This window comes from Pseudomonas migulae NBRC 103157 (assembly GCF_002091715.1).
Taxonomy (GTDB): Bacteria; Pseudomonadota; Gammaproteobacteria; order Pseudomonadales; family Pseudomonadaceae; genus Aquipseudomonas; species Aquipseudomonas migulae_A.
In genome coordinates, this window is record NZ_BDAG01000001.1 from 79,425 (window position 1) to 92,973 (window position 13,549).

General features: G+C 60.7%; 13 protein-coding genes. 6 read left to right on the forward strand and 7 right to left on the reverse strand.

Features of this window, described 5'->3' with window-relative positions; translation table 11 throughout:
- Positions 1-68: 68 nt before the first annotated feature.
- Positions 69-1,376: a CitMHS family transporter gene (locus tag PMI01S_RS00420; RefSeq protein ID WP_084317535.1), complete on the reverse strand. Its 1,308-nt coding sequence runs from the start codon at positions 1,374-1,376 to the stop codon at positions 69-71.
- A 435-nt stretch (positions 1,377-1,811) separates the two neighbouring features.
- Here PMI01S_RS00420 and PMI01S_RS00425 point away from each other — a divergent pair, with 435 nt between their 5' ends.
- Positions 1,812-2,213 (forward strand): GFA family protein, encoded by a 402-nt coding sequence (locus tag PMI01S_RS00425; RefSeq protein ID WP_084317536.1) that lies wholly within the window; start codon positions 1,812-1,814, stop codon positions 2,211-2,213.
- Here PMI01S_RS00425 and PMI01S_RS00430 read toward each other — a convergent pair whose 3' ends face one another.
- Complete coding sequence (locus PMI01S_RS00430) at positions 2,214-2,540, reverse strand: DOPA 4,5-dioxygenase family protein (protein WP_084317537.1); 327 nt, start codon at positions 2,538-2,540, stop codon at positions 2,214-2,216. It abuts the gene before it with no gap.
- 83 nt (positions 2,541-2,623) lie between these two features.
- Between PMI01S_RS00430 and PMI01S_RS00435 the strand changes: the two genes are divergently transcribed.
- Positions 2,624-3,292 carry an NAD(P)-dependent oxidoreductase gene (locus PMI01S_RS00435; protein WP_084317538.1) on the forward strand — a complete coding sequence of 223 codons (669 nt, stop codon included), beginning with the start codon at positions 2,624-2,626 and terminating at the stop codon, positions 3,290-3,292.
- Between the two features lie 79 nt (positions 3,293-3,371).
- Here PMI01S_RS00435 and PMI01S_RS00440 read toward each other — a convergent pair whose 3' ends face one another.
- The gene (locus tag PMI01S_RS00440; protein ID WP_084317539.1) at positions 3,372-4,322 is read right to left on the reverse strand and encodes a choline sulfate utilization transcriptional regulator; all 951 of its coding nucleotides are present in this window, start codon (positions 4,320-4,322) and stop codon (positions 3,372-3,374) included.
- A 114-nt stretch (positions 4,323-4,436) separates the two neighbouring features.
- On the opposite strand from PMI01S_RS00440, the gene betC reads away from it, so the two are divergent.
- From betC to PMI01S_RS00455, 3 genes are all read left to right on the forward strand, one after another.
- Entirely contained in the window at positions 4,437-5,951 is a 1,515-nt protein-coding gene (betC, locus tag PMI01S_RS00445; protein ID WP_084317540.1) for a choline-sulfatase, read from the forward strand.
- A 16-nt stretch (positions 5,952-5,967) separates the two neighbouring features.
- Positions 5,968-6,888 carry a choline ABC transporter substrate-binding protein gene (choX, locus tag PMI01S_RS00450; protein WP_084317541.1) on the forward strand — a complete coding sequence of 307 codons (921 nt, stop codon included), beginning with the start codon at positions 5,968-5,970 and terminating at the stop codon, positions 6,886-6,888.
- Between the two features lie 147 nt (positions 6,889-7,035).
- Positions 7,036-8,604, forward strand: a complete 1,569-nt coding sequence (locus PMI01S_RS00455; RefSeq protein WP_084317542.1) for a SulP family inorganic anion transporter — start codon at positions 7,036-7,038, stop codon at positions 8,602-8,604.
- 133 nt (positions 8,605-8,737) lie between these two features.
- Here PMI01S_RS00455 and aroE read toward each other — a convergent pair whose 3' ends face one another.
- A complete protein-coding gene (aroE, locus tag PMI01S_RS00460) occupies positions 8,738-9,559 on the reverse strand; it encodes a shikimate dehydrogenase (protein WP_084317543.1) in 822 nt (273 codons plus the stop codon).
- 13 nt (positions 9,560-9,572) lie between these two features.
- Positions 9,573-10,487 (reverse strand): oxygen-dependent coproporphyrinogen oxidase, encoded by a 915-nt coding sequence (gene hemF / locus PMI01S_RS00465; RefSeq protein ID WP_084317544.1) that lies wholly within the window; start codon positions 10,485-10,487, stop codon positions 9,573-9,575.
- Positions 10,488-10,665: 178 nt separating this feature from the next.
- On the opposite strand from hemF, the gene PMI01S_RS00470 reads away from it, so the two are divergent.
- Complete coding sequence (locus PMI01S_RS00470) at positions 10,666-11,643, forward strand: NADPH:quinone reductase (protein ID WP_084317545.1); 978 nt, start codon at positions 10,666-10,668, stop codon at positions 11,641-11,643.
- Between the two features lie 130 nt (positions 11,644-11,773).
- Here PMI01S_RS00470 and tsaC read toward each other — a convergent pair whose 3' ends face one another.
- Both tsaC and dprA read right to left on the reverse strand, forming a co-directional pair.
- A complete protein-coding gene (gene tsaC / locus PMI01S_RS00475; RefSeq protein WP_084317546.1) occupies positions 11,774-12,331 on the reverse strand; it encodes an L-threonylcarbamoyladenylate synthase type 1 TsaC in 558 nt (185 codons plus the stop codon).
- A 54-nt stretch (positions 12,332-12,385) separates the two neighbouring features.
- Complete coding sequence (gene dprA / locus PMI01S_RS00480) at positions 12,386-13,486, reverse strand: DNA-processing protein DprA (protein ID WP_084317547.1); 1,101 nt, start codon at positions 13,484-13,486, stop codon at positions 12,386-12,388.
- Positions 13,487-13,549 lie beyond the last annotated feature (63 nt).

Sequence of the window (13,549 nt, forward strand, 5' to 3'; positions counted from 1 at the left end):
AGTGTTAAACCAGAACGGGCGCGGGCTTCGAACAACAAAGCCTGGACCCGTTGTGGTGAGTCTTGGGCTTATAGAGTGCTGAACAGCGGAAAAATCCCCATCAGCAATGCGGCGACCAGTATGCACATGCACACCAGCACTGCCCACTTCAGGGTGAAGCGCTGATGGTCACCGAAGTCGATACCGGCCAGGGCCACCAACAAATAGGTCGATGGTACCAGCGGGCTCAGCAAGTGGACGGGCTGACCGACGATCGAGGCACGTGCCATTTCAACCGCGGTTATACCGTAATGACTGGCGGCTTCGGCAAGTACTGGTAACACGCCGTAATAAAATGCGTCATTCGACATGAAGAACGTGAACGGCATGCTCACCAGCGCGGTGATCACGGCCAGGTACGGGCCGAGGAAATCCGGGATGACCGCCAACAGGCTCTTCGACATCGCATCGACCATGCCGGTGCCCGTCAGGATACCGGTGAAGATGCCTGCCGCGAAGATCAAACCGACCACCGCCAGCACACTGCCGGCGTGGGCCGCGACGCGATCCTTCTGCTGTTGCAGGCAAGGATAGTTGACGATCATCGCAATACTGAACGCCACCATGAACAGCACCGGCAGCGGCAACAGGCCAGCAATCAGAGTGCACATCAGGGCGAACGTCAGGGCACCGTTGAACCAGATCAGCTTCGGACGACGGGCGTCAGGGAACTGCGAAACGCTGATTTCGCTGTGATCGATTTCATCGCCCACCAGGTGCAGCTCACCCAGACGCGCACGTTCACGTTTGCCGTAGAAATAAGCGATGGCCAGGATGGCCACGACACCGGCCGCCATCGCCGGGATCATCGGTACGAAGATCGCCGACGGGTCCACGTGCAGCGCACTGGCCGCACGGGCGGTCGGGCCACCCCATGGCGTCATGTTCATCACGCCACCGGCGAGGATGATCAGGCCGGCCATGATCCGCGGGCTCATGCCGATGCGGCTGTAGAGCGGCAGCATGGCGGCCACGCAGATCATGTAAGTGGTCGCGCCGTCACCATCGAGGGAGACGACGAGCGCCAGTACGGCGGTGCCGACCGAAACTTTCAACGGGTCGCCCTTGACCAGTTTGAGAATCTTGCGCACGGCCGGGTCGAACAGGCCGGAATCGATCATCAGGGCGAAGTAGAGGATGGCAAACATCAGCATCACGCCGGTCGGCGCAAGCTTGGTGATGCCTTCGAGCATCATCGGGCCGATCTTCGGCGCAAAACCACCGAACAGGGCAAAGACGATAGGAATGATGATCAGGGCGATCAGCGCAGACAGGCGCTTGGTCATGATCAGGAACATGAACGTGATGACCATGGCGAAGCCAAGGAAAGTCAGCATGGGAATACTCCAGGCGTAGCGCGGCTAGGGAATGGGCGAACCGGGTGGGGTCAGCGCAGAACGGAAAGCACGAGGCGTACGGGCGGAGTTGCAGCGAAGCGGCGGGTAGCAAAGGACATCAGGGTCACCATTGTTGTTGTTAAATGGGCTGTGCGAGCGATAAAACACTGGCATTGGCCGACCGGTCTGTTGCCGGCAGTGGGGGCGATCCTAATCGGGGAAGCTTTCACCCAGCTTTCGCCGATGAAAGCATTGACGGGATGTACAACCGGTCGTCGGACCGGGGCAGGAAGGGAAACCGGGTTGAGGCCATCGCGAGCAAGCCCGCTCCCACAGTAATCAGCGTCGTACACAAAAGTGTTTTCACATCGCAAACCCTGTGGGAGCGGGCTTGCTCGCGAAGGCGTCGGTACAGACGCATGAGGAGGGAAGGTCATGAGCGAACTTCACACAGGCGGCTGCCACTGCGGACATCTGCGCTATCAATTCCGCGGGCCGCTGCACGACATCGCCCACTGTCACTGCTCGATCTGCCGACGAGTCAGCGGCGGAATCGTCACCACCTGGATCACCGTACCCGCCTCCACCTTCCAATGGGCGAAAGGCACACCGGCGCAGTACGCCTCGTCATCCAGCTGCATACGCTATTTCTGCCCAAACTGTGGGGCACAGATCGCGCTGATAACCCGCCTCAGCCCGCAGAGTATCGACCTGACCATCGCCACCCTCGATCATCCCGAGCAGGCGCCGGCCGAACGACACATCTGGACGGACAACCGTCTGCCGTGGCTGCACCTGGACGAGCACCTGCCGGGTGAAGCCGAAGAAACCCTGTGATCAAAAAATAGACAGGTCCAGTGGCCGGATCGCGCCCATCCAGATCGCATGTTCCGTGTGGTCAAGCAGATCGTCGCCAGTGTCCGGGTGCAAGAACACCACCAGCCCCTTGCGGTTGAGGGCCAGCCACGGCAACACGTCGCCGATGAGTTCCGGCCCGAATGCCAACTGGCAGCTCCAGTCCGGGTGCGGCCCCACCGGACGTTCGTGCACGCGGCCCATTTTCAGCGGGAACAGCTGCGCGGCTTGCTCACACAACGTGCGCGCCTGATCAATGCTGGCGGCGTCGAAATACACATGGGCGTGATAGCCCTTGATCTGTTGCATCTGAATCCCTCTAAACCCGGTCGAACCCTCACCGACTCCCACAGGTCACACGTCATATAGGTAGGAGAGTGCGGAGTCCAGCCATGAAAAATGCCGAAACCCCAGTGGTCAAAGTGGTGCTGTATGGTGCCATGAGTAGCCTGGGCAGTGCGTTGATGGCTGAAATGCTGCGACGCCAACATGAAGTGATCGCGATTCTCGATGACCTGACGGCGCTGGCGCCGCGCCCCGGTTTGCGCGCCAAGACCGGTGATCTGTTTGACGCCGAGCGGGTAAAACAAAGCGTGGCGGGCTGTTCGGCCGTCATCTGTCTTCTAGACGCACCAGGGTTGCCGTTCAACAGTGAGCACGTAGAAAAAACCATCGTGCCGGGCCCGGTCGAACAAGTACTGGCCGTCGATGCGCTGATTGGTGGCATGCAGGCCGCGGGCATTGCCAGACTGTTTGTGGTGGGCGATTTCGAGGTACTGGACGATCCGGACATCGAGGATCAACTGCAATACCACGCCGCCGAAGAAATCCGCGAGGCTCTGCAAAGCAGCGCATTGCACTGGACGCTGGTGAATGCGCCACGCGGCGTCGCAGGGCTGACCATCGAGCATTTCAGTCAGGTCAGCAGCAGCCTGGAACCGGGGCTGGCCGAGCCGCTTCAGCGGTTGAGCCGCGTTGCTGCGGGGATTGCCGATGAACTGCGGTTGAATCTGCACGTTGGCGAACATGTGAATTTCGTCGCAACTTCGGAGCAGTCATAAAGATCGCAGCCTTCGGCAGCTCCTACTGTGGAATGCGTTTCCCCTGTAGAAGCTGCCGAAGGCGGCGATCTTTTTGCATTCACACCGCAATCGAAGGCAAAGGCAGGCCATTGAGCGATTGCGCGCTGCTGGCCTGTTCCGCCATTAACCAGTCCACAAACTGTTGAATCAATGCCCCGCGCCGTTTGCGCTGGGGCAAGACCACGTAATAACCCTGCCGGGACATCACCGTATCGGCAATCGGGCGACACAACAAACCTTGCGCGAGCAAGTTATCCACAAGGTGTCGCCAGCCAATCGCCACCCCTTGGCCGCCAATCGCCGCTTGAATCAACAAGGTGTAATTGTCGAAACGCAATTGCCCGGGCGCTGGCGCCGACGTGATCCCCAACTCGCGAAACACGCCGCTCCAGTCGAACCAGTTGCTGCTGTTTTCGCCGCGCAGGTGCAGCAGCGGAAATTCCAGCAGCGACTGTGCAGGCAAGGGCAGGGCACGATCCTTCAGCAGCAGCGGACTGCATACTGGAAACACTTCTTCGCTGAACAGCCAGTGGCTTTCGCCCTGCTTGAATCGGCCATCGCCAAACAGCACGGCCACATCAATATCGGTGCGCAACATGTTGAGGCTGCGCTCGCTGGTCACCAGGCTGACGTCCACTTGCGGATTGGCGGCGTGAAAGCGATGCAGACGGGGCATCAGCCAATAGGCAGCGAAGGCGAAATCAGTGGCGACCTGCAACACCTCATGCTGATGCTGTGCACTGATAGCGCTCAACCCTGCGTCGATATTCTGTAAACCGAGCTGAACTTGCTCAAAAAGTATCGACCCTGCCTCAGTCAATTCAATGCCGCGATAAATGCGATCGAACAGCCGGGTGGCGAGCTGATCTTCCAGCCGCTTGATCTGCTGACTGATTGCCGGTTGCGTGGTGCCAAGCTCAACCGCCGCCGCGGTGAAGCTGCGCTTGCGCGCCGCTGCTTCGAAGGCACGGAGCAGATCAAGGGACAAATCACCCAGAGCGTCATACATAAGCTGTGCTTATCCTAGTCATTGCCTGGCAGGGGCTTTACCACAAAGTGCATGGGCTACATGCTCGATCGCAGCACTCTCGCATAAATATTCACTATGGAATGCCGCGATCACATGAAGCGCAAGAATATTCTTTTCATCATGGCCGATCAGATGGCCGCGCCAATGTTGCCGTTCTACGGTCCTTCGCCGATCAAACTCCCCAATCTCAGCCGCCTCGCCGCCGAAGGCGTGGTGTTCGACGCTGCTTATTGCAACAGCCCACTGTGCGCGCCGTCGCGTTTTACCCTGGTCAGCGGTCAGTTGCCGAGCAAGATCGGCGCTTATGACAACGCGGCGGATTTCCCTGCCGATGTACCGACCTACGCCCACTACCTGCGCCGTCTCGGTTACCGCACCGCGCTGTCCGGCAAGATGCATTTCTGTGGTCCGGACCAACTCCACGGTTACGAAGAACGCCTGACCAGCGACATTTACCCGGCCGACTACGGTTGGGCGGTGAACTGGGACGAACCGGACGTACGTCCGACCTGGTATCACAATATGTCGTCGGTGCTGCAAGCCGGGCCGTGCGTGCGTACCAATCAGCTGGATTTCGACGAAGAGGTGGTGTTCAAGGCCCAGCAATACCTGTTCGATCACATCCGTGAGGATGGCGATCAGCCGTTCTGCCTGACCGTGTCGATGACTCACCCACACGATCCGTACACAATTCCCAAGGCTTTTTGGGATATGTACGACGATGCCGACATCCCGTTGCCGCAAACGCCGGCGCAAACCGAGCTCGACCCGCACTCACAGCGTTTGCTCAAGGTTTACGACCTGTGGGACAAACCGCTGCCTGTGGATAAGATCCGCGATGCGCGCCGCGCTTACTTCGGTGCTTGCAGCTATATCGACAGCAACGTCGGCAAACTCCTGCAAACACTCGAAGAAACTGGGCTGATCAACGACACGATCATCGTCTTCTCCGGCGACCACGGCGACATGCTCGGCGAGCGCGGGCTCTGGTACAAAATGCACTGGTTTGAAATGGCTGCACGAGTCCCCCTGTTGATAAGTGCTCCGGGACATTTCGGCGCAGGCCGGGTCAGCGCAGCGGTTTCCACCGCCGACCTGTTACCGACGTTTGTCGAGTTGGCCGGCGGCTCGCTGGAGCCTGGCCTGCCACTGGACGGCCGCTCGCTGGTCTCGCACCTGCAAGGGCAGGGCGGTCACGACGAAGTCTTCGGCGAGTACATGGCCGAAGGCACCATCAGCCCGTTGATGATGATTCGTCGCGGCGCCTACAAATTCATCTACAGCGAAGACGACCCGTGCCTACTCTTCGACGTACACAATGACCCGCGTGAACAGGAAGAACTCAGCCAGTCGCCGCAACATCGGCCCCTGTTCGAGGAATTTCTGGCCGAAGCACGGGCCAAATGGAACATCCCGGCGATACACCAACAGGTGCTCGCGAGCCAGCGTCGTCGGCGATTCGTCGCCGATGCGCTGACCATCGGCAAGCTGAAGAGCTGGGATCACCAGCCGCTGGTGGACGCCAGTCAGCAGTACATGCGCAACCACATCGACCTCGACGACCTGGAGCGCAAAGCACGTTATCCACAACCCTGCCAAAACCAATAATGTTGAGGGGAAGTCCATGCAAAAGTTATCCACAGTACTGACGGTCGGGCTGCTGGCTCTGGGCAGTGCGTCGGCATATGCCGATCAGAGCTGCGAGACGGTGAAAATGGCCGACCCTGGCTGGAGCGACATCGCCGCGACCAACGCCATCACCGGGTTTCTGCTGGACGGCATGGGCTACAAGCCCAAAGTCGACACCCTCGCGGTGCCGATTACCTTTGGCGGTTTGAAGGATGGCCAGGTCGACGTGTTTCTCGGCAACTGGATGCCGGCGCAGCAGGGTTTCTACGACAAGTTCGTCGCCACTGGCGACGTCACGCAACTGGCGAAGAACCTCGACGGCACCGAATTTACCCTGGCCGTCCCGGATTACGTGTGGGACGCGGGTGTGCAAAACTTTGCCGACCTGAACAAGTTCGCCGACAAGTTCGACAAGAAAATCTACGGCATCGGCTCCGGCGCGCCGGCGAACATCTCGCTGCAAGAAATCATCAAGAAGAACGACTTCGACATGGGCCAGTGGAAACTGGTCGAGTCCAGCGAGCAGGCGATGCTGGCCGAAGTGTCCCGCGCGGTGAAGAAACAGAAGTTCGTGACCTTCCTCGGCTGGACGCCGCACCCGATGAACGTGCAGCTGAAAATGCATTACCTGAAAGGCGGCGAGAAATACTTCGGCGACACCGGCAGCGTTCACACGCTGACTCGCAAAGGTTATGCACAGGCCTGCCCGAACGTCGGCAAGCTGCTCACCAACCTGAGTTTCACCCAGGAGATGGAGAACAGCATCATGGCGGACGTGGTGAACAAGAAGGTCAGCAATGCGGACGCCGCCAAGGCGTGGATCAAGGCTAATCCGGCGGTGCTGGATAAATGGCTGGATGGTGTGAAGACCGTGGACGGGAAGGATGCGTTGCCGGCCGTGAAAGCCAAGCTCTAACCCCTTACCTGTAGGAGCCGGCTTGCTGGCGATAGCGGCACATCAGTCAACATTGATGGCGCCTGATACACCGATATCGCCAGCAAGACGGCTCCTACAGGTTCTGGTGCTGTTACCCTTGCGCAAAATTCCAGACCGAGAGGACCCATGGCCCTTCCCAGCCGCCATTCACTCTTTCCCTTCCTCACATGGTTGCCCCGGCAAACCCGCGCCAGCGTCGGTCGTGATCTGATTGTCGGTCTCAGCGGCGCCATTCTTGCGTTGCCGCAATCCATTGCCTACGCGCTGATCGCCGGTCTCCCACCGGAATACGGCTTGTACGCGGCGATCATCCCGGTGCTGATTGCCTGCCTGTGGGGATCATCGTGGCATCTGATCTGCGGTCCTACGGCGGCCATTTCGATTGTCCTGTACGCGAGCGTCAGTCCTCTGGCCGTTCCTGCGTCCAAGGACTACATCACGCTGATCCTGCTTCTGACGCTCCTTGCCGGCATATTCCAGTGGCTACTGGGTTTGCTGCGATTTGGCGCGCTGGTGAATTTCGTTTCGCATTCGGTGGTGCTCGGCTTCACGCTTGGCGCCGCCGTGGTGATTGCCATCGGTCAAATGCCCAACCTGCTGGGGCTGGATTTGCCCAACCAGGCCACGGCGCTGGACAGTTTTACGATGCTGTTCAGGCATCTCGGCGAGGTAGACCAACCTTCGCTGGTGTTGGGCCTGGCGACTGTCGCGGTCGGGGTGACGCTGAAACTGCTATTGCCGCGCTGGCCAACGCTGTTGATCACCCTGGTCCTGAGCGGATGGCTGGTGTGGCTCTGGCCATCAATGTTTGGTCACGTGCAGTTGGTCAGCGCGTTTGTCGGGCGCCTGCCGCCCTTCAGCCCGTTGCCGCTGGACCTGGATCTGATCCTGCGTCTGTTGCCCAGCGCCGTGGCGGTCGGGATGCTGGGGCTGGTGACGAGTCTGTCGATTGCCCGCTCCCTGTCGGCGCGCTCACAGCAGTTGCTCGATGCGAATCAGGAAGTTCGCGCCCAGGGATTGTCGAACATTGTCGGTGCGTTTTTTTCCGGTTCGCTGTCAGCCGGATCCTTCACCCGCTCGGGACTGAGCTACGAAGCGGGTGCCTGTTCGCCGCTGGCGGGGGTTTTTTCGGCGTTGTGGGTGGCGTTGTTCGCAATCTTTGGCGCCCATCTGATTGCGCACATCCCTATCCCGGCCATGGCCGGCAGCATTCTGTTGATCGCCTGGGGATTGGTCGACCATCGCGGCATTCGCGCGTTGCTGCGGGTCAGCCGCGCCGAGTTCGTGGTGATGGCGCTGACCTGTGTCGCCACGCTGTTGCTGGAGTTGCAGACAGCGATCTATGCCGGGGTGCTGGCTTCGCTGTTCTTCTATTTGAAACGCACGTCGCAACCGCGGGTGCAGCACTGGCGCGACGGTGACGAAGACATCCTGCGGGTCGGCGGTTCGATCTTCTTCGGCGCCAGCCATTACCTGCAAGCGCGCCTGCAACGGATGCACGGCGCGCGCGTGGTGATCGAGGCGCAGCACATCAACTTCATCGACTATTCAGGTGTGGAAATGCTGCACCAGGAAGCGCGACGGCTGCGCAAGCAGGACCGCAGCCTGACCTTGCGCGGGGCCCGGCCGCCGGTGGTGGAGGAATTGAGGAAGCTGGAAGGTGCGGAGAAATGCCCGATCCGTTTCGAGGATTGAAACACACCAATCTCCGGACAATGACCGTGATTACAGCACACAGACCGGCTGCAGGAGCCGGCTTGCTGGCGATTCAACGATAACGCGGTGTACCTGATACACCGCGGTGCCCCCATCGCCAGCAAGCCGGTTCCTACAGGGCCAGTTGGCGGCGCAGTTCGGCCAACACCGGCGCCGTGTCCGGGCGCACGCCGCGCCACAGGAAGAAGGCTTCTGCCGCTTGTTCAGCGAGCATCCCCAGGCCATCCATCGACACGGCTGCGCCGTGCTCCGTAGCCCAGCGGCAGAACGAGGTTGGCTCCTTGCCGTACATCATGTCGTAGCAAACGGTCTTGCCCGGCTCGATCAAACTGCTGGCAATCGGCGGTACATCGCCTGTCAGGCTGGCGGACGTCGCGTTGATGATCAGGTCCACCGGCTCTTGCAGCCAATCGAAGCCACTGGCCGACACCGGCCCCAGATCCGCGAACAACTCCGCCAGCAACTCGGCTTTATCCACCGTGCGGTTGGCGATGATCACCGAGGCCGGCTGCTCGGCCAGCAGCGGCTCAAGCGCGCCGCGCACGGCGCCACCGGCACCGAGCAGCAAGATGCGTTTGCCCTTGAGACTGAATCCGGCATTGACCGTCAGATCCCTTACCAGCCCGGCGCCATCGGTGTTGTCGCCCAGCAACGTGCCATCGGCGAGTTTGCTCAGGGTGTTCACCGCACCGGCGCGCTGCGCTCGTGCCGTCAAACTGTGCGCCAGACGAAACGCTTCTTCCTTGAACGGCACCGTCACGTTCGCCCCGCGACCTTCAAGGAAAAACTCCCGGGCAAAGTCGGAAAAATCGTCGAGCGGTGCCAGCGAAGCGCTGTAGTCCAGTTGCTGAGCGGTCTGCTCGGCGAACAGACGATGGATCAATGGCGACTTGCTGTGGCCAATCGGGTTACCGAATACGACGTAACGGTCCATCAGGAGTCCTCGTTCAGGCCTTGGCCAACCAATCGCGATCTTGCAGGAAGTACTCGGTCAGGCGCGCTTCTTCGCTGCCCGGCTCGGCTTTCCAGTCATAGCTCCAGCGAACTTGCGGCGGCAGTGACATGAGGATCGATTCGGTACGCCCGCCCGACTGCAGGCCGAACAGGGTGCCGCGGTCGTAAACCAGGTTGAACTCGACGTACCGGCCACGACGGAACTCCTGGAATTCGCGCTGCTTGGCGGTGAACGCGTCGTTCTTGCGACGCTGCACGATCGGCAAGTAGGCGTCGATGTAGGCGTCACCAATGGCGCGCATGAAGGCGAAGCTGGTGTCGAAGTCCCACTCGTTCAAGTCATCGAAGAACAGACCGCCGATGCCACGCGGCTCGTGACGATGCTTGATGTGGAAGTAGCTGTCGCACCAGGCTTTGTAGCGCGAGTAGACGTCCGGGCCGAATGGCGCGCAGGCCTGCTCGGCGACGCGGTGCCAGTGCACGCAGTCTTCTTCATTGCCGTAATACGGAGTCAGGTCGAAGCCGCCACCGAACCACCAGACAGGATCTTCACCTTCTTTTTCAGCGATGAAGAAGCGCACGTTGGCGTGGGAAGTCGGCACATGGGGGTTGTGCGGGTGAATCACCAGCGACACGCCCAGGGCCTCGAAGCCACGACCGGCCAGTTCCGGCCGATGGGCGCTGGCGGACGGTGGGAGACCGCTGCCGAAGACGTGGGAAAAGTTGACGCCGCCCTTTTCGATGACAGCACCGTTCTCGATCACTCGCGTGCGACCGCCACCGCCGGCAGGCCGGGTCCAGGCGTCTTCAACGAACTGCGTGCCGCCGTCTTCGGCTTCCAGGGCAGCACAAATGCGGTCTTGCAGGTCGAGCAGGTAGGCTTTTACGGCCTCGGTGCGGGTCGTCATGTCATCACCTTGAATCGGGCAAAACTACGCAGCGCTCCCTCGGAGCAGGGCCGGCGCAAATGGGCGCGTAGCATAACATCGCTGATGGGCCTGCCGCAGTTGACGGGGATCAAGCTTAGGAGTCCGATAGAGGGCTTGGCGCTACTAATCCAAAAGCTAAGACCTATGGAGAGTTCTGATGGCAAAGCGTATCCAGTTCCGCACCCATGGCGGTCCCGAAGTGCTCGAGTATGTGGATTACCAGCCCGCCGAGCCCGGCCCGCAGCAAGTCCGCGTCACCAACAAGGCCATCGGTCTGAACTTCATCGACACTTACTTCCGCAGTGGCCTCTATGCGCCACCCGCCTTGCCGTCGGGCGTGGGCTCGGAAGGTGCGGGCGTGGTCGAGGCGGTGGGCAGCGAAGTCACCCGCTTCAAGGTCGGCGACCGCGTGGCCTATGGCAGCGGTCCGTTGGGTGCCTACAGCGAGGTTCACGTGTTGCCGGAGGCCAATCTGGTGCACTTGCCGGACGCTATCAGCTTCGAACAGGCGGCCGGGGTAATGCTCAAAGGCCTGACCGTGCAGTACTTGCTGCGTCAGACTTATGAACTCAAGGGCGGCGAAACCATTTTGTTTCACGCCGCTGCCGGCGGTGTCGGTTCCCTGGCCTGCCAATGGGCCAAAGCCTTGGGCGTGAAGTTGATCGGCACGGTCAGCTCGCCGGAGAAAGCCGCGTTGGCGAAGGCCAACGGTGCCTGGGCGACCATCGACTACAGCCATGAAAACGTCGCACAACGCGTGCTGGAATTGACTGACGGCAAAAAGGTCCCGGTGGTGTACGACGGCGTCGGTAAAGACACCTGGCTGACTTCGCTGGATAGCACGGCGCCTCGGGGCCTGGTGGTGAGTTTTGGTAATGCGTCGGGTGCCGTGGATGGGGTGAACCTGGGGATTTTGTCGGCGAAAGGTTCGTTGTACGTGACCCGGCCGACGCTGGCGACCTACGCCAACAACGCCGAGAACCTGCAGCGGATGGCGGATGAGCTGTTCGAAATGATCATCAGCGGGAAGTTGAAGGTGGAGATCAGCCAGAAGTATTCGTTGGCTGACGCGGCGAAGGCCCAGACCGAGTTGTCGGCTCGGCGGACCACGGGTTCGACGGTGTTACTGCCTTAAAGATTTGTGGCGTCTGTAAGGGCCTCTTCGCGAGCAAGCCCGCTCCCACAGGTACAGGGTCGATCACAAAATATGTAAACGACCGAAATCCTGTGGGAGCGGGCTTGCTCGCGATGGCCGCACCGCGGTCTCAATCCGGGCGGATGACGTTCCCGGTCGCCAGATCCCGAATCACGCTCGGATTCTTGCGCCCTCCGAGGTTGCCGCCCAGGATCAGATCCAACTGCCCACGGAAATACTGCTCCACGCGAATCCGCGTCCGCGCCGCCGGCCGGCCCTGCGGGTTGGCCGAGGTCGAAACCAGCGGCCCGACTACCGCGCACAAATCCCGCACCAACGGGTGATCGCTGACCCGCAATGCGACCGTCTCGTGCACACCCGTGATCCACTGCGGCAGCAAATTCTGATGCGGCACCAGCCAGGTATTCGGCCCCGGCCAGGTACTGGCCATGCGATCCATCCACAGTTCAGGGAAGTCTTCGAAGAGAAAATCGAACTGGCGAATGTTGTCGGCGACCAGAATCAGGCCTTTTTCTACCGACCGGCCCTTGAGCATCAGCAGACGCTCTACCGCTTCTTCGTCCCACGGGTCGCAACCCAGGCCCCAGACCGCCTCGGTTGGATAGGCAATCACCGCCCCTGCGCGAATGGCTTGCGCGGCTTGTTGCACACGCCAACTGTTGACCATGAAAAACTCTCCGGAATAAGGCTCTGCGCAGTTTACCGATCTTCCTTATAAAACCTAGCTCACCCGCGCAAACCAGCGCCCGCTTTCGCAAACCGCCCGGCCGTCCATTTCCAGCTCCGTCAACGCCGCCAGCACTTTCGGCAGCGCCCAGCCGCTGCTGCCTGCCAACGCTTCACTGGTGTGCGGCGCCGCATGCAGCAGCATCAGCAGCGGATGCGTTACCGAGGGCGTCTCGATGGACAACGGCAACTGTTGCCAGCCGCGCAAGGCTTCGAGGATATGCTCGATGGTTTCCACCAATACCGCACCGTCACGGATCAGCTGATGACAGCCTCGGGCACCGGGATGGTGAATCGACCCCGGAATGGCATACACCTCACGACCTTGCTCCGCCGCCAGCCTCGCGGTGATCAGTGAACCACTGGCGACACTGGCCTCCACCACCAGCACGCCGAGGGACAAACCGCTGATGATCCGGTTGCGCCGGGGAAAGTTGCTGGCGGTGGGCCCCGTGTCCAACGGGAACTCGGAAAGCACCGCACTGCCCGATGCGATCATGGCGTCCGCCAGCCTCCGGTTGCGCTGTGGATAAAACTTTTCAAGTCCCGTGCCAAGTACACCGACCGTTCGCCCGCCCACGTCCAGAGCGGCTTGATGCGCGGCGGCATCGATGCCCAGCGCCAGACCGCTGGTGATGACAAAACCGGCGCTGGCCAGACTGCGGGAGAACGCGGCAGCGGTGTCCATGCCCGGTCGGGAGGCGCGACGACTGCCGACCATCGCCAGCTGCGGCTTTTCCAGAATCCCCGGATCGCCCGCCACGAACAACAGCGGCGGTGCGTCGCTGATCTCCGCCAACAATGCCGGGTAGTCAGGCTGGTCCCACATCAGTAAATGCTGGCCCGGACGCTCTAGCCAGGCCAGTGCGTGGCTTGCGCCATCGCGAATTTCGCTCGAGCGCCTGCCCTCCGAACAGGCGAGCGGCAAACCCAATGCACGCCAGGCACTGGCCGGGGCGCTGATGGCTTTGGACGCCGAGCCAAAGGCCTCAAGCAACTTCCTGAAACGCGCCGGGCCGAGTTCCGGCAAACGATGCAGGCGTAAACGAGCTTCCAGTTCCGCAGGGGAAACCGGTGTAACAGCAGACAGCGACATGGATCATCCTTGATCGTTATGAGCCCCGTTCAAACGGGAATAAGCTGTGGATAACTCTGTTGG